We start from the raw sequence: 16,045 nt of genomic DNA, 5'->3' as shown, positions 1-16,045 counted from the left end.
GTGGTATAGTATCTACATCAAAAACTGATGGTGTGTTTTTTTATTGTTTTAAATAAGTCAAACTCATCTCTGTCAAAGTTTTGACGCCCAATAACAATCCATTTTCATCTATACTAAAATCTGGGGTATGATGGGGGTAGGGTGTAGTGTTTCCTGGGGTCATGCCACCCAAATAAAAAAAGAATCCGGGTATTTCTCTCTGGAAATAGGAAAAATCTTCCCCTCCTGTAGATGCTTTTCGAAGTTGAACGTTTGCCGACCCGGCTACTTTTTGCATAACAGGAAGCATTTGTTCAACTAAATCAGGGTCATTATAGGTAATGTCGGTATTACTTTTGATTTCAATGGTCGCTTGCCCGCCATAGGCTTTGGCAATGTCAGGGACCATTTCTTGCATTCGATGGGTAATCAATTTTTGCATGTCATAGTCTAGTGTGCGAATGGTGCCTATAAGTTGTGCGCTTTCTGGAATTATATTGAACCGAACCCCGCTTGTAATTTTACCGACACTGATGACAGCCGCTTCGTTGGTAAGGTCGGTTTCCCTACTTATAATGGTTTGTAGTCCGTCAATAATCTTTGCACTGATAAGAATAGGGTCGATGCCTCCCCAAGGTTCTGAGCCGTGTGTCTGTTTCCCTTTAACGTCAATGACAAAACGCTGAACGGCTGCCATCATTCCACCAGGTTTGTAACGGATGACGCCTACGGGAGTACTTGAATTAATATGCAGCCCAAAAATAGCATCAACATCAGGGTTTTTTAATACGCCCTCTTTTATCATCAGCAGTGCACCACCTTCTTCCCCTGGGGGAGGGCCTTCCTCGGCGGGCTGGAAAATAAATTTCACAGTGCCTCTGATCTTATCTTTGTTTTTTGCGAGTATTTCGGCGACCCCCATCAAAATGGCGATGTGGGTGTCGTGTCCACAAGCATGCATCACCCCTACTTGTTCGTCTATAAATTCAGAGGTTACGTTTGATTTAAATGGTAAGTCATTGCGTTCGGTAACGGGTAAAGCATCCATATCAGCGCGAAGCGCAACAACTTTTCCTGGTTTATTTCCTTTTAAAATACCTACTACGCCTGTGTGGGCTACTTCCGTCTGAACTTCAATGCCCAAGTCAGTAAGATGTTTGGCAATTTTTTCCGAAGTTTTAAACTCACGATTACTCAATTCGGGATGTTGATGAAAATGACGTCTCCATTCAATTACCTTACGCTCAATTGCTGTATATTCTTTTTCTAGATTTTGCCCCTGTGCTTGAAGGGTGCATCCTAAAAGAAATACGACCAAAACTCCCAATATTTTCATTTGTGCTAAAATTTTATCAATCTATAGTTATCGTCCTGTAGTTGGATCAAAGCGGTCATAGCAGAAAGTGATAACTGTACACCGTTTATCAGGTCTTCCTTTAAAAAACCATTTGAGGAAAAAGTTTGTCCGCATAAGACGACATCGACTCCAACATGCATTAAATCGTTCAATAATTCTTCATTCGGATTCTCTACTCCGCATTTGGCAATATAAGCTTCAGATAAAAGAAGGTCTTTCGCAGCCTTGCCATGTACTACTAACGCCACTTTTAATTGATTTAAGGGGACACCGTTTTGAGCATGCATGTTCAGAAACCTTGCAGCGGTCTCTATACTCGCGTTTAGTTGTGACTTGTCGTTGGGGGAGTACGAGACATCAAAGACGACCCTGTAAGTTTTGGTGGTATTTACCTTGAAATCTTGTTTGTCAACTTTCCAGACACTCCCATAGTCCGCTATTATAGGCCCACTTTTTTTGGTTTGTGCTAAGCTATGCGCCATTAAACCCAAAAATATAAGCGTTATAAAATTGGACTTCAAAGCCGTTTTATGCATACAATTGATTATTTAAAAGCTAAATATATTCAAAATAGGTACAATGGCAATTTCATTGTTCATAAATCTAAAGGAGTTGATTTCTACATAACCTGAATTATGGCTAAATTCACAGTCCAAAAAAAACAAAGCTGTTGAAGAATTTTATCGATGAATTAAACGATGCGCAAAAGGCCCCAGTCTTGCATAAAGATGGGCCATTGATGGTCATTGCGGGAGCGGGGTCTGGTAAGACCCGAGTATTGACCTATCGTATTGCCCATTTGATGGCACAAGGTGTCGATTCTTTTAATATACTGGCATTGACCTTTACCAACAAGGCGGCACGGGAAATGAAAAAGCGTATTGCCGATATTGTGGGTAATTCGGAGGCCAAAAATCTCTGGATGGGTACCTTTCACTCGGTTTTTGCCAAATTGCTACGCTTCGACGGCGACAAATTGGGCTATCCCAGTAATTTTACAATATATGATACGCAAGACTCCCAACGACTTATCGCTTCGATTATTAAGGAAATGGGGCTCGACAAAGATGTTTACAAATACAAACAGGTACAGAACCGTATATCCTCGTATAAGAACAGCCTAATTACAGTAAAGGCGTATATGAAAAACCCTGAACTGGTCGAGGCCGATGCCATGGCAAAAAGACCGCGAATGGGAGAAATTTATCAGAATTATGTAGAGCGTTGTTTTAAGGCTGGAGCTATGGATTTTGATGATCTTTTATTGCGAACGAATGAATTGTTAAATCGCTTTCCAGAGGTTTTGATGAAATATCAAAATCGGTTTCGATACATATTGGTAGATGAGTACCAAGATACCAACCATTCACAATATTTAATTGTTAAGGCATTGGCCGATAGGTACCACAATATTTGCGTTGTTGGTGATGATGCCCAAAGTATTTATTCCTTTCGTGGGGCCAATATCAGCAACATTCTCAATTTTCAACGTGATTATGACAATGTGGGGATGTACCGTTTGGAGCAGAACTATCGTTCGACCAAAAATATTGTAAATGCTGCCAATTCGATTATTGAAAAGAATAAGAATCAATTGGAAAAGGTGGTATGGACGGACAATGATGAGGGAGCACCGATCAAAATACACCGAAGTATTACCGATGCCGAAGAGGGTCGGTTTGTGGCCGGTTCGATTTTTGAGCATAGGATGCAGGAACAACTGCCCAATAACAATTTTGCGGTATTGTATCGAACGAATAGCCAATCAAGGGCCATTGAAGATGCGCTGCGAAAGAGAGATATTCCCTATCGTATCTATGGCGGCCTCTCTTTTTATCAACGTAAAGAAATCAAAGATGTACTATCGTATCTTCGTTTGGTCATTAATCCGAAAGATGAGGAAGCATTAAAGCGTATAATCAACTTTCCCGCCCGTGGTATAGGTCAAACTACAATAGATAGACTTGTGGTTGCGGCAAACCATTATGGCCGTTCCATCTTTGAGGTAATGGAAAATCTCGACAAGATCAATCTAAAGATTAATTCGGGTACCAAGCGTAAATTGGAAGATTTTGTGACCATGATCAAAAGTTTTCAGATTATGAACGAAGGCACCGATGCGTTCACCTTGTCAGAACATGTGGCCAAGAAAACGGGCATACTTTTGGAGTTTAAAAAAGACGGCACACCAGAGGGTATCGGTCGCATGGAAAACATCGAGGAGTTGCTCAATGGTATCAAAGATTTTGTAGAAGGTCAAAAAGAATTGGCAGATGCAACAGGAGATATCAGTGAATTTCTGGAAGATGTAGCTTTGGCTACCGATTTGGATAATGACACCGGTGATGACGATCGAGTTGCTTTGATGACCATACATTTGGCCAAAGGGTTGGAGTTTCCCTATGTTTATATTGTCGGGATGGAGGAAGATTTGTTTCCGTCGGCGATGAGTATGAATACGCGAAGCGAACTCGAAGAGGAACGTAGGCTGTTCTATGTTGCCTTGACCCGTGCTGAGAAACAGGCTTATTTGACGTATACTCAAAATAGGTACCGTTGGGGAAAGCTTATCGACGCCGAACCAAGTCGATTTTTAGAGGAAATCGATGAGAAATATATAGAAAATTTAACACCTATAGAAAATACATATCGGTATAAATCGATGATAGATACCGATATTTTTGGCGATGTTGACAAAAGTAAATTACGACAGAACAAACCGGTCAGCTCAACACCCCCCAGTACACAGAAACCCAACCAAAACCAACTGCGTAAATTGCGGAAGTTAAAGCCGCAATTAGCGGAACCTATTGGTAATACCAATGCGATAGACCCCAATTTAGGAGAGGGTTCTTTAGTGAACCATACCCGATTCGGTCGTGGAAAAGTGATAAAAATAGAGGGAGTTGGAAACGATAAGAAGGCCGAGATAATGTTTGAAAAAGGCGATATTAAAAAACTATTATTACGGTTTGCTAAATTGGAGGTATTGGAGTAGTTTGTAAAACGAAATAACAGGTTTATCAAAATTCAAATGAATTCCTTAGAACGGGTATATAGGCATCCCTTACTTTCCCAAGAAGATTTAAAAAAAATCATTGGGGCGCATCAAAGGGATACGTATGCCAAGGGTGAATTTCTATTACGTGAAGGTCAAATTGCCAATGAATACTGGGTTATGGAAAGTGGCTTGATGCGGGCTTTTGTCCATAACTTTGATGGTATCGACATTACCACTAATTTTTTCACCGATGCCGATGTTGTTATCGAAGTTTCCTCCCTTTTTCAACGTATACCAACAGCCGAGAATATTCAGGCTTTGACAGACTGCGTATGTTGGAAAATAAATTTTGATTGTTTTCAAAAGCTTTTTCATACATTGGAAGGGTTTAGCGAATGGGGCCGTACATGGATGTCTCAAAGCTTGTTCGAATGTAAGCAACGGTCAGTTTCTATAATTACCAATTCTGCCACGCAGCGCTACCTTACTTTACTGGAAACCCGACCAAAAGTAGTACAGCAAGCACCATTGAAACATGTCGCGTCATATCTGGGGATTACGGATACTTCCCTTAGTAGGATTCGTAAAGAAAGTGCTAAATTGTAAATACTATTTCTTGTCATAGGGCAAGAAGTTGCCGCTCTTTATTCTTTATTTTTGAGTATAACGCGTACTAGTGACTATGATGCTTTTTTTGTCATAGGTTATAAATAGTAACTATAAGTATAAATGTCATGTTAAGAGAATCCAAGGCTTTTGGTAGCTTCTCGGTCGACGACATTGAAAAAGCCAAGACCTTCTATCGAGCTATTCTGGGGTTAAAAGTTACCGACAATCCCATGGGATTTTTAACACTTCACTTGGAAAGTGATAATACAACGATCATTTATCCGAAGGTAAATCATGTTCCTGCAACTTTTACAGTCCTGAATTTTCCAGTCGATGACGTACTGAAAACTGTAGAAGCACTTACCGAAAAAGGAATAGTTTTCGAGCAATATAAAGAACTCAACACCGATAAAATGGGTGTCTCCCGTAATGGCGGACCACTAATTGCTTGGTTCAAAGACCCTGCCGGGAATATTCTATCGGTGATGGAAGAAATGAAGGAATCGAATGGTTGAAGTATATAAGACGAATATAAAAGATGAATGGCATGCCGGTTTTATCGTAATTCGGCTGCTAGAGCGATACCCAACTTATAAAATCAATTTTGATCTCGAAGATTGTGATAACATACTTCGGGTAGAAGGTATTGGGGTGTCTGAGCATGTGCATGGTATCTTGGAAATTCTTGAGCGCTTTGGTTTCAAAGCCAGTATTCTAGATGAACTCACCGATCAAACAACTAAAGAAATTGAACCAAAATTTTATACATAATAAGGTATGCGCCAGTATGACATACCGTTTGATTTAACCTAAAATACAATAATAATGGAAATGAAAAACCCGGTAGGATGGTTCGAAATTTATGTCAATGATATAGCGCGTGCCCAGAAATTCTATGAAACCGTTTTTGAAGTAACACTAACCGAGTTAGTGAACCCAACTCCTGATGAACCACTTCAGATGTTGGCATTCCCCTCTGATATGAAAGAATTCGGTTGTTCCGGTGCCTTGGTACATATGGAGGGTGTTAAGGCGGGTGCCAATAGTACCATCGTTTATTTTTCCTGTGCTGATTGTGGCAACGAAGAGAGTAGGGTGGTGGGTGCCAACGGAACCATTTTTAAGTCAAAAATGGGAATAGGAGAATACGGATTTATCAGTTTAGTCACTGATACCGAAGGAAATATGATTGGACTACACTCCTTGAAATAGCTAAAATTTTAAATTTTATAATACGAAGCACCATGGCAACTATAAATCCATATCTCACATTTTTAGGGAATTGCGAAGAGGCATTCGATCACTATAAATCTATTTTTGGCAGAGAGTTCGATTATGTAGGTCGATTTTCCGAAATGCCTGAAGATCCCAAATATCCACTCTCCGAGGAAGACAAACAGAAAATTATGCATATTTCATTACCCATTAGTAAAGAAACCCGGTTAATGGGTAGTGATACCGGTGGGGAATGGGCGGGTAAAACGATTGTGGGCAACAATATATCTATCTCAATAACCGCGCAGACAAAAGTTGAAGCTGATTTTTTATTTCGTAGTTTATCGGAAGGCGGAAATATTACGATGCCTATCGAAGATACGTTTTGGGGCGATTACTTTGGAATGTGTACCGATAAATTCAATATCAATTGGATGGTAAGTTTTAATGCCGGTTCAAACTAAAAAGGTGATATGGACTCAGCTGACAAAATAATGACACTACACCCACAGGGAAAATCAGGAGTGAACATCTTGAAAAGGAGGTATGACACTATTAAATCGTTTATAATCGAGACCATACGGGAACACACTGAAATTACCTATGGCGCCCTCTCTGACCTTGCAGTTGAAAAGTTGTCGAATTCTTTCGACGGAAAAGTAGTCTGGTATGTCGTAACCGTCAAACTAGATTTGGAGGCACGAAATATAATTGAACGAATTCCAAAAACGAGCCCGCATAAATTGAGATTAAAAAAATAACCATAAAAACCACATTTATGAAATACTTAAAGAAAATATTAATCATAATCGCAATCATAATTGCAATACCATTGATTATAGCATTGTTTACCCAAAAAGAATATGACGTTGAAGAAGAGATAACGATAAATAAACCCAAGCAAGAGGTTTTTGAATACATCAAGCGTTTAAAAAATCAAAATGAATACAGCAAATGGGCGATGATGGATCCGAATATGGAAAAGTCGTTTCGTGGAACCGATGGTACGGTAGGGTTTGTTTCCGCTTGGAAAAGTGATAAAGAAGATGTAGGCTCTGGCGAGCAGGAAATTCTTAAGATAGCGGAAGGGGAGCGTATCGATTTTGAACTGCGTTTTTTTGAGCCTTTTGAATCTACCGAATCGGCCTATATGACCACCCAAAGTTTGTCGGATGAAAAAACCGAAGTCAAATGGGGCTTTAATGGGCATATGGATTACCCCATGAATCTAATGTTATTATTTATGGATTTTGAAGGAATGATAGGAGATGATTTAGCTACCGGACTGCAGAATCTTAAAGAAAACCTCGAAGAATAGAAAGTATTAAATAAGGGCTGTTGTATGTTTTTTTAAGCTGGACAAATATTCCCCCTTTATTTATCTTTTAAATTCAAAGTAGTATAAAACCTATATGTTAATGCCCAACCTTCCATTCTTTAGCTATTTTGTTTTTTTGATGGCTGTAGTATTCACATTCGTACTATTTCTTCAAGCTGCAAACTATAGTAAAACTGTTGGTTTTATCGCTTTACTTTGGCTTACCGTTCAAGGACTTTTAGCATATTATGGGTATTATTCAGATATCAGCGAAAAGCCAGCTAAATTCCTTTTGGGAGTACCGCCAACGCTGGTATTTATTATAGTTTTATTTCTTTCAAAGAAAGGCAAACGATGGATAAGTGCATTGAATCTGAAAACGCTGACTTTGTTGCATACGGTTCGCATTCCTGTAGAAATCGTATTGTATTGGCTGTTCTTATATGAAAAGATTCCTGGGTTAATGACTTTTGAGGGCCGCAACTTCGATATTTTAGCAGGGTTGACAGCTCCTCTTGTCTACTATTTTGGTTTTGCAAAGAAAAAGATTGGTCGAAAGTTTATTGCTATTTGGAACGGGTTAGGTTTACTTTTATTAATGAACATTGTTATCAATGCGATTCTATCAGCACCCTTACCTTTTCAACAATTTGCTTTCGACCAACCTAATATTGCTATTTTCTATTTTCCTTTTATTTGGTTACCAACGTTTATAGTACCCATTGTGATGTTTTCTCACTTGGTGGCAATACAATCATTTTTCAAAAAAGAACATGGCTGATGGTCATTTAGACTGTTAGATTTTCCTAATATTGATGGGGAGACTTGAAATATATTTCATTCCTAGCATAATTCTCTGTTGAGATTGCCTTATCTTCTTTAATATCCGATGTGATTTTATTGAGATCCTCCATTACAAACCTAATTTTGTTATTCCTCCCGTGTTTTAAGGCGTATTAAACAAATTTTATCATTTTCTCCATATGATTTTCTACTTCGTTGTAAAAATGACAACGGAAGACAGGATGCCGATTTAACCGTGCATTGTATAAAAAATTAGGTTATTTTTATTGGCATCAATATTGTGATAGAAATTTGTGGTCGCGTGCTTATTTAAAGTGTTTGTACCGACTTTTAGTGGATAAAAGTTATTTTGAAAGAATAAATGGCAGAACTAATTAAGATATACGAAGAGAACCCCAACCCAAAGGAAATTGCCAGGGTAGTGGATGTCTTACGAAAAGGTGGACTGATAATTTATCCTACCGATACGGTTTACGGACTCGGTTGTGATATAACCAATTCTAGGGCGTTAGAACGAATAGCTAGAATAAAGGGAGTTAAGCTGGCCAAGGCCAATTGGTCGTTTATTTGTGCTGATTTAAGTAATCTTTCCGACTATGTACGTCAAATCGAGACCTCGACTTTTAAAATTTTAAAGCGTTCGTTACCTGGGCCATATACTTTTATTTTACCAGGAAACAATAATCTTCCTAAAGATTTCAAGAAGAAAAAAACGGTGGGTATTCGAATACCCGATAATGCCATTGCCAAGACGCTGGTCGAGGCTTTGGGCAACCCCATAGTGTCTACTTCTATTCGTGACGATGATGATTTATTGGAATATACTACAGACCCCGAATTGATTTTTGAAAAATGGGAGAACCTTGTTGATGTGGTAATCGACGGGGGGTATGGTGACAATGTAGCTTCCACGGTAATTGATTTGTCAGGACATGAACCAATTGTTGTTCGGGAAGGTAAAGGCTCCTTAGATATCTTATAAATACTTTCATGGCGGTAGTTGTTTTTTGGGTTACCACTTAGGAAGCTTTACTCATTCTCTTCAGCCTTTATCGAAATGTCAGGGTTTGCCGGGATATAGAAGTTTGGAGGGTCTTTTAACTCCCCGATGACCTCGTCTATTTCCCTTTTTAAATAATTTAAGTGCGCTTTTGTCATTCGGTGTGTAATGACGGGAATCGTACCTTTTATTTTTCGTTGCAAAGTGGTCAAATTATCCAAGGCAAGCGACCGAACATCGGTATTCGAAGTGTATCCCTCTGAAAGCTTTGCCAAAATACCTTCAACAACACCTTCGGCTTCACTAGGTTTATATAGGGTAATCATATGGGCTACGTAGGCCTTCTGTATTTTTCTTTGATAGGCGGTGGTCGAATAGAATACATTCATATCGCCCCAAATTAGTTGATTTAGGTCGTCAAGGTATTCCTCCGGTGCATAAGTGTCTTCATTGGTATAGCGCTCGGCAATAAACGTCATTCTACTCATTCTACTACCTCCGATAAGATTAAGAAGAATACTCTCCATTGTTTTGGTAATCGATTCTTTTGACTGGGGTGAAGCGGTCTTATTTAGAATTTCATTATTGATCAACCATTTGGGTTCTTTTAAAATATTGTTGTTCAAAAAAACCAGCGCCTCCTTTTGAACGCTTTTGGGAACGGGACAATACACTTCACCCTGTTCCCCAACAGTTTTTGGGGTTACATAAATACCGCCTATATTTTTTGACACATGAAAAAGGTAGTTTTCATATTGTTTTATAAGGGCTTGATAGACCTGATCAAGACTTGAATAATCATCACTGCTCTTATTTTTGGTCCATTCGGTCAAGTGTGGCACAATACGCTGCAAGTTCATGATTCCATATGTGCTGGCTACCATGGCATTATCTCCAAGGTCTTCTGTTTGGGATCGGGGGTCAAAATCACGGCCTTCACCACCAAACCATAGACGTGGATTGTTCGAAACACTATCTACAACCCATTGGTTCAATATTTCCTTTTCAGTTTGAGCGGCAAGGCCATCGGGAATTTTACCATAACCCCATTGTATGGCCCATTTGTCATAATCACCAATTCTTGGCATTAAATCTTGTGATGGTATACTGTCTTCCGGTTGTGCCACATAATTAAAACGAGCATAATCCATTATCGAGCTGGTATGACCATTTTTACGTAACCACTCTGCATCACGCAATTTCTCTACAGGTGTGGCATAGCTGGCTCCCATATTATGACGAAGGCCCAAAGTGTGGCCAACTTCATGTGAAGCAACAAAACGAATCAATTCTCCCATAAGTTCAGAGTCAAACTCCATACTCTGGGCTCTTGGATCTACGGCACCGGCTTGAACCAGATACCAATTATGCAACAAATTCATTAGATTATGGTACCATCCGATATGACTTTCCAATATTTCACCACTTCTTGGGTCAACAATATTGGGTCCGTAGGCATTTTTAAAAGGAGAGGCAAAATACCGTAAAACCGAAAACCTTGAATCTTCTAAACTCATCGAAGCATCATCTTTAGGCCATTCTTTACCGACGATTGCATTTTTAAAACCGGCTTGTTCGAAGGCCTGCTGCCAGTCGTTGATTCCCTGAATTAAAGCGCTCCTCCACTTTTTTGGGGTAGCCGGGTCTAAATAGAAGACAATCGGTTTTTTCGGAGTTACCAATTCCCCTTTTTTCCACCATTCCACATCCTCGTCCCTTGGTTCCAATCGCCATCTATGAATATAGGTGTTGCGGTCGACTTGCTGCTGATCGTCTTCGTACTCCAAATAAGAACTCGCGAAATACCCTACACGGGGATCATACATTCTTTTTTTCATTGGCTCTTTAGGAAGCATTATAAACGAGTTGTTGATTTCTAAAGTAACGACTCCCGATAAAATTGCTGCGGGAAGTTCTTTTTTTCTGTTTCCCTTACTTGTTTTTGCCTTATAGGTTTTGACAGTTTGTACCTCTGTATTTAATGGGAAAGAAGAAATTCCCAGAATATAAGATTTATCTTTTTCAATGCTTGTAAGTCCGTAAGCGTCTTTTTGTGGACTACTTAAAGTCAATAAAGTATTTTCACTGTTCAGAAAATCAGTAACTTCAATTACAGACGAATCATCATCCTTGTTTCTTGTAGTAATATCAAAGGATTCTAAAATTGGGGTGACGTTTGAATTGTTTACCGCCTGTGAAATTTCATTGTCCTCACTGGCCATGCTCACCAAAGTAGAAACACGAAGAAAAATTTTATCTTGGGGACCTTTTTCGAAGATTATAGTCTTTTCCCCGATTTCTTCACCACCATAATTTCGAGCGCCCGCCGGCGTTTTTATAAAACGGGTGACTACTAAGATCTCACGATTTAAGATGCTATCGGAAATCTCAAAAAAATACTTATCGTTTACATTATGAACGGTAAAAAGCCCTTTTTGTGAAATGGCTTCCTTAGGTATGATTTTGTCATATGACTTGGCCTTTGATGCTTCGAGGGCCAAGTTTGTAGATTTAGAACTAGAGCCATTTATAGATGATCCCACGACACCGCAGGAACTTACAAGTAATAGTGCCCCAATTATTCCAACAAACAGTCTCATAATTTAAAAAACGTTTTATTCTAAAATATAGTATTTCTTCTTCTTTTTCTCCAACACATCAATTATGCGTAAATACAGGGTTGTTATAATGGTACCTTATTTTTTAATTGAAACAAAATTTTGGTACAAAAAAACCGCAATGTGGTAGTTGCGGTTTTTATGGTTGTTAAATTTTGTTTAGTTGATCTTAGGGTCTTTCATTCCCTCTTCGATCATACTATAGAATTGATCTATTTTCGGAAGTACCACAATTCTGGTTCTTCTGTTTTTAGATTTTTCAGTTTGGGAAACTGGAATGAACTCAGCTCTACCGGCAGCCGTCATACGCTTTGGATCTACATTGTAATCATTTTGTAGAATACGCACTACAGCAGTAGCTCGCTTAACACTCAAATCCCAGTTATCCAATAGAACGCCGCTTCTGTAAGGCACATCATCGGTATGGCCTTCGACCATAAATTCAAAATCAGGCTTGTTGTTAACTACTTGCGCAACTTTGCCTAAAACTTCCTTGGCACGTCTGGTTACGTTGTAACTACCACTACTGAATAAGAGCTTATCAGAAATTGAAACGAATACAACTCCTTTTTCTACACTGATTTCGATATCCTCGTCATCAAGGTTACCCAAAACACCTTTTAAACTCTGAACCAACGCCAAGTTTACAGAATCTCTACGTGTAATTGCATCTTGCAATTTTCGAATAGTAAGATCCTTTTCTTGAAGGCTCTCCAAAGATTTCTCTAAGTTTTCGGCACCTTTGGTTGTCAAAGTAGTAAGGTTACCCATGTTATTGATCAATTCTTGATTATTCGCTTTCAAAAAGGCAATCTGATCTTCTAAAGTTTTCAAACGCGTATTTTCCTCTAAACAATCGTTTAATTTGACCGTAGCGGAATTCAACAAATCCTGTGATTCTTTATGCTTTGCCTCAAGGTCAGCAAATTTCTTTTGCGAAACACATGAAGAAAGCAATAATGTCACTCCTAAGCATCCTAAAAATATTCGTCTCATAATAATAATTCTGGTATTAATTGTTTTTATTTGATTTTGAAGCTTGTTGATTTTCGTGTAAAATTATATAAAATGACAGGCCACGGATATGCAAATTAGTTAATCTTTTACTAAAATGTTAAATTTGTTTATATGATTTACGAAATAAGACCAAACTATGGATTTTGTCACATAGTACTTTAATATAAAATTAGCTTTTTCGCGCTTCCTGTACATTCTTCTGAAATTTCTATAGAAGCTCAAATGTGCACGTAAAATAGCCATACAATGATTGGCCTTAAGTTGAAAAAGAAACCATAACGCAGCCACGCCATCTAGCAATAATCGTATGGCGATAATCAAAAAGGCCTTGCGTCTGGGCAAATTCTTGGTTATTGAAAACAATGAGTTTCTAAAGTTTAAGAAAGTTTTCTTCGGGTTCATGTTGCTAAGGGTAGAACCTCCCAAATGATATACCCTGGAAGCACCGACGTAATAAACCTTATGTCCTTTGTTTTTAGCACGCCAGCAAAGGTCTACTTCCTCTTGATGGGCGAAATAATCTTCATCAAAACCATTCAAGCCTCTAAAAACATCACTCTTTATAAACATGCAGGCACCGGTAGCCCAAAAAATTTCGCGTATATCATCATATTGACCCGTGTCTTTTTCCAAAGATTGAAAAATACGCCCACGACAAAAAGGATACCCCAATTGATCCAAAAAACCCCCGGCAGCACCGGCGTACTCAAAATGACTTGGTTGCAGCAGATCTAAAATCTTTGGCTGAATAATTGATGCCTCAGGTAACTGTTGAAATGCTGTTTTAATGGGTTCTAACCAGTTCTCGGGTACTTCGACATCAGAGTTTAATAAGCAAAAAATGTCCGCGTCCACTAGTTGTAGCGCATCGTTGTAGCCTTGGGCAAAGCCTCCATTAGAGGTATTTTGAATAATCTTTACTGAGGGATAATTATTTCTTACAAAGTCAACGGAGCCATCTGTAGATGCGTTGTCTGCAAGGTATACTTGAGCATCACCGGAATATTCGACTACCGAAGGTAGATATCTTTCTAAAAGTACCTCCCCATTCCAATTAAGTATAACAATGGCTATTTCTGACATAGAAGTTTACCGTCTTCTTTCCGGCTTTGCGAACTCTTAATTTTTAAAGTCGACAAAGTAATGAAATATTTTAGAATACATCGTTCCCGTTATAGCATGAATTATACAAGTAGTGGCTTTCTTAACGCGGTCTTGAAGTCATTTGAGCAAAAAAAACGATTTGTACGGGTATGGAAACTTAGACTGCTTAATGTCCATAGTCTGGTATTTGCCTTAAAAACGTATACTTTTCATGAGTGGCATCTATTTCACAATAAAAATTTTGAAGTCCGTTAGTGACCATAAGGTAGTTGGCATTCAGTTTTAAATTATATTGGGCTATTTGATCAAAAACATTTTGAGTGATCTGTATTGTCGGGGCTTTGCATTCGACCAAAATATCAATACTGCCATCCGATTTGAAAATAACAATATCATATCTTTTTTTCAATCCGTTGAAGGTCAACTGCTTTTCCACGTTGATCAAACTCTTCGGATAATTCTTATCAAATAATAGGTAATGCAATACGTGTTGTCTTACCCATTCTTCGGGTTGGAGTACCACAAACTTTTTACGTATAAGGTCAAAGATATAGGTCTTATTTTCGCTATTTTTGAAACGAAATTGATAAACTGGAAAATTAAGGGGCCCCATGCCGCAAATTTGAGAATATTTTTTGGATGGATGAAGTAGGAAAAATATTAATTGACATTAAAAATGGGAATACGAAGCCCGTTTATTTCCTATGTGGTGAAGAGGCTTTCTATGTTGATGAGATTACCAAGCATATTGAAAAGGAAGTTTTAACCGAAGAGGAGCGGGGGTTCAATCAAGTTGTTTTGTACGGCAAAGATGTTTCTATTGATGATATCATAGGCAATGCCAAACGATATCCGATGATGGCGGAAAAGCAAGTGGTTATCGTTAAGGAGGCGCAACATTTGTCACGAACCATTGAAAATTTAACGGTCTATTGCGACAATCCGCAACCTACTACCGTGTTGGTTATCTGCTATAAATATAAGAAGCTGGATAAACGCAAGAAACTTCATAAATCGATAAATAAGGTCGGCGTTGTATTCGAGGGAAAAAAGTTATACGATAACCAAGTTGCAGATTGGATTCGGAAAAATTTAAAGTCAAAGGGCTTTACCATTTCCCATAAAGCAACGGTATTGTTGGTAGAATTTTTGGGTACCGATTTAAGTAAAATCGACAACGAACTGAAAAAATTACAATTTGTACTTCCCAAAGCTTCTGAAATAACAGCAGAGGATATCGAACAACATATAGGAATTAGCAAAGACTATAACAATTTTGAGCTTAAAAAAGCGATTGGTGAAAGAGACGTTCTAAAAGCTACGAAAATCATCAATTATTTCAGCCAGAATCCAAAAGACAACCCTTTTGTTTTAACGGTTACTTTACTTCATTCTTTCTTTTCACAGCTATTGCAATATCATGGTCTAAACGATCATTCTCCCAAAAATGTAGCCAGCGCCCTTCGAATTAGTCCATATTTTGTAAATGAATATCAAACTGCGGCCCGTAATTATCCAATGAAAAAAGTCAGTAACGTTATCGCCAGTCTACGGGAAATGGACTTAAAAGGAAAAGGGGTAGGAGCCAATGGAACCTCTCAAGCCGATTTACTCAAAGAGTTATTAGTGAAAATAATTTGACATTATTTTCGGTCGACACTATACCTACCTGGCCCTAAAAGTATAATAACGACAAAGAAGGTCAGAAATAACAGGGCCTTTTCTTTGGTTGCTATAGGGTCTGAGCCATGAACTACAAAAGCAGCGACCAACATTGTAATTGCTGGTGGAACAGCGGCCCATCGTGTTTTATATCCGATAATTATAAGGATAGGACAGACAACTTCTCCGATTACGGCTAAAAACAAAGAGGGAGCCGCACCGATACCAAGCGGATCTCCGAACTCCAAATTCCCATTGATAAAGTTTTGAAATTTTGGAATACCGTGGGTCATCAATAAAAGGGATGGTGCTATTCGTAATACTGCAAGTCCGATGTCTTTTAGGAGGGAATTTCTCATAA

At 38.6% G+C, this 16,045-nt stretch carries 18 protein-coding genes; 11 read left to right on the top strand and 7 right to left on the bottom strand.

Annotated elements, in window-relative coordinates; genetic code table 11:
* Window positions 1–40: 40 nt before the first annotated feature.
* Together AACZ88_RS01190 and AACZ88_RS01185 are read right to left on the bottom strand one after the other, a co-directional pair.
* The gene (locus AACZ88_RS01190; protein ID WP_339704982.1) at window positions 41–1,315 is read right to left on the bottom strand and encodes an amidohydrolase; all 1,275 of its coding nucleotides are present in this window, start codon (window positions 1,313–1,315) and stop codon (window positions 41–43) included.
* 5 nt (window positions 1,316–1,320) lie between these two features.
* Window positions 1,321–1,872: a DsrE family protein gene (locus AACZ88_RS01185; protein ID WP_339704979.1), complete on the bottom strand. Its 552-nt coding sequence runs from the start codon at window positions 1,870–1,872 to the stop codon at window positions 1,321–1,323.
* A 134-nt stretch (window positions 1,873–2,006) separates the two neighbouring features.
* Between AACZ88_RS01185 and AACZ88_RS01180 the strand changes: the two genes are divergently transcribed.
* The 10 genes from AACZ88_RS01180 (at window position 2,007) to AACZ88_RS01135 (ending at window position 9,265) form a co-directional block, all read left to right on the top strand.
* A complete protein-coding gene (locus AACZ88_RS01180) occupies window positions 2,007–4,334 on the top strand; it encodes a UvrD-helicase domain-containing protein (protein WP_339704976.1) in 2,328 nt (775 codons plus the stop codon).
* Between the two features lie 36 nt (window positions 4,335–4,370).
* Entirely contained in the window at window positions 4,371–4,943 is a 573-nt protein-coding gene (locus AACZ88_RS01175) for a cyclic nucleotide-binding domain-containing protein (RefSeq protein WP_339704973.1), read from the top strand.
* A 128-nt stretch (window positions 4,944–5,071) separates the two neighbouring features.
* Window positions 5,072–5,461, top strand: coding sequence for a VOC family protein (locus tag AACZ88_RS01170; protein WP_339704970.1), 390 nt, complete (start codon window positions 5,072–5,074; stop codon window positions 5,459–5,461).
* Window positions 5,454–5,717, top strand: coding sequence for a hypothetical protein (locus tag AACZ88_RS01165; RefSeq protein ID WP_339704967.1), 264 nt, complete (start codon window positions 5,454–5,456; stop codon window positions 5,715–5,717). The genes AACZ88_RS01170 and AACZ88_RS01165 overlap by 8 nt, the downstream gene beginning before the upstream one ends.
* A gap of 54 nt (window positions 5,718–5,771) precedes the next feature.
* Complete coding sequence (locus tag AACZ88_RS01160; RefSeq protein WP_339704964.1) at window positions 5,772–6,158, top strand: VOC family protein; 387 nt, start codon at window positions 5,772–5,774, stop codon at window positions 6,156–6,158.
* A gap of 32 nt (window positions 6,159–6,190) precedes the next feature.
* Entirely contained in the window at window positions 6,191–6,625 is a 435-nt protein-coding gene (locus AACZ88_RS01155) for a VOC family protein (protein WP_339704961.1), read from the top strand.
* A 9-nt stretch (window positions 6,626–6,634) separates the two neighbouring features.
* Complete coding sequence (locus AACZ88_RS01150; protein WP_339704958.1) at window positions 6,635–6,922, top strand: hypothetical protein; 288 nt, start codon at window positions 6,635–6,637, stop codon at window positions 6,920–6,922.
* Between the two features lie 17 nt (window positions 6,923–6,939).
* Window positions 6,940–7,479 (top strand): SRPBCC family protein, encoded by a 540-nt coding sequence (locus AACZ88_RS01145; RefSeq protein WP_339704955.1) that lies wholly within the window; start codon window positions 6,940–6,942, stop codon window positions 7,477–7,479.
* Window positions 7,480–7,579: 100 nt separating this feature from the next.
* Window positions 7,580–8,260, top strand: coding sequence for a hypothetical protein (locus tag AACZ88_RS01140; protein ID WP_339704952.1), 681 nt, complete (start codon window positions 7,580–7,582; stop codon window positions 8,258–8,260).
* 384 nt (window positions 8,261–8,644) lie between these two features.
* Window positions 8,645–9,265, top strand: a complete 621-nt coding sequence (locus AACZ88_RS01135; protein ID WP_339704949.1) for an L-threonylcarbamoyladenylate synthase — start codon at window positions 8,645–8,647, stop codon at window positions 9,263–9,265.
* 47 nt (window positions 9,266–9,312) lie between these two features.
* Here AACZ88_RS01135 and AACZ88_RS01130 read toward each other — a convergent pair whose 3' ends face one another.
* The 4 genes from AACZ88_RS01130 to AACZ88_RS01115 form a co-directional block, all read right to left on the bottom strand.
* A complete protein-coding gene (locus AACZ88_RS01130) occupies window positions 9,313–11,883 on the bottom strand; it encodes a zinc-dependent metalloprotease (RefSeq protein WP_339704946.1) in 2,571 nt (856 codons plus the stop codon).
* A gap of 177 nt (window positions 11,884–12,060) precedes the next feature.
* A complete protein-coding gene (locus AACZ88_RS01125) occupies window positions 12,061–12,897 on the bottom strand; it encodes an OmpA family protein (protein WP_339704943.1) in 837 nt (278 codons plus the stop codon).
* 99 nt (window positions 12,898–12,996) lie between these two features.
* On the bottom strand, window positions 12,997–14,001 hold the full coding sequence (locus AACZ88_RS01120) for a glycosyltransferase (RefSeq protein ID WP_339704940.1): 1,005 nt from the start codon (window positions 13,999–14,001) through the stop codon (window positions 12,997–12,999).
* A gap of 187 nt (window positions 14,002–14,188) precedes the next feature.
* Window positions 14,189–14,635: a type I restriction enzyme HsdR N-terminal domain-containing protein gene (locus AACZ88_RS01115; protein WP_339704937.1), complete on the bottom strand. Its 447-nt coding sequence runs from the start codon at window positions 14,633–14,635 to the stop codon at window positions 14,189–14,191.
* Window positions 14,636–14,661: 26 nt separating this feature from the next.
* Between AACZ88_RS01115 and holA the strand changes: the two genes are divergently transcribed.
* Window positions 14,662–15,663, top strand: a complete 1,002-nt coding sequence (gene holA, locus AACZ88_RS01110; RefSeq protein ID WP_339704935.1) for a DNA polymerase III subunit delta — start codon at window positions 14,662–14,664, stop codon at window positions 15,661–15,663.
* 2 nt (window positions 15,664–15,665) lie between these two features.
* Here the strand turns inward: holA and AACZ88_RS01105 are convergent, their stop codons facing one another.
* Window positions 15,666–16,043, bottom strand: coding sequence for a DoxX family protein (locus tag AACZ88_RS01105; protein WP_339704932.1), 378 nt, complete (start codon window positions 16,041–16,043; stop codon window positions 15,666–15,668).
* Window positions 16,044–16,045: the final 2 nt, after the last annotated feature.

It is taken from the genome of uncultured Kriegella sp. (assembly GCF_963975415.1).
In the GTDB taxonomy this organism is placed as follows: domain Bacteria; phylum Bacteroidota; class Bacteroidia; order Flavobacteriales; family Flavobacteriaceae; genus Kriegella.
This window is presented reverse-complemented; position numbering and strand designations above follow the sequence as displayed.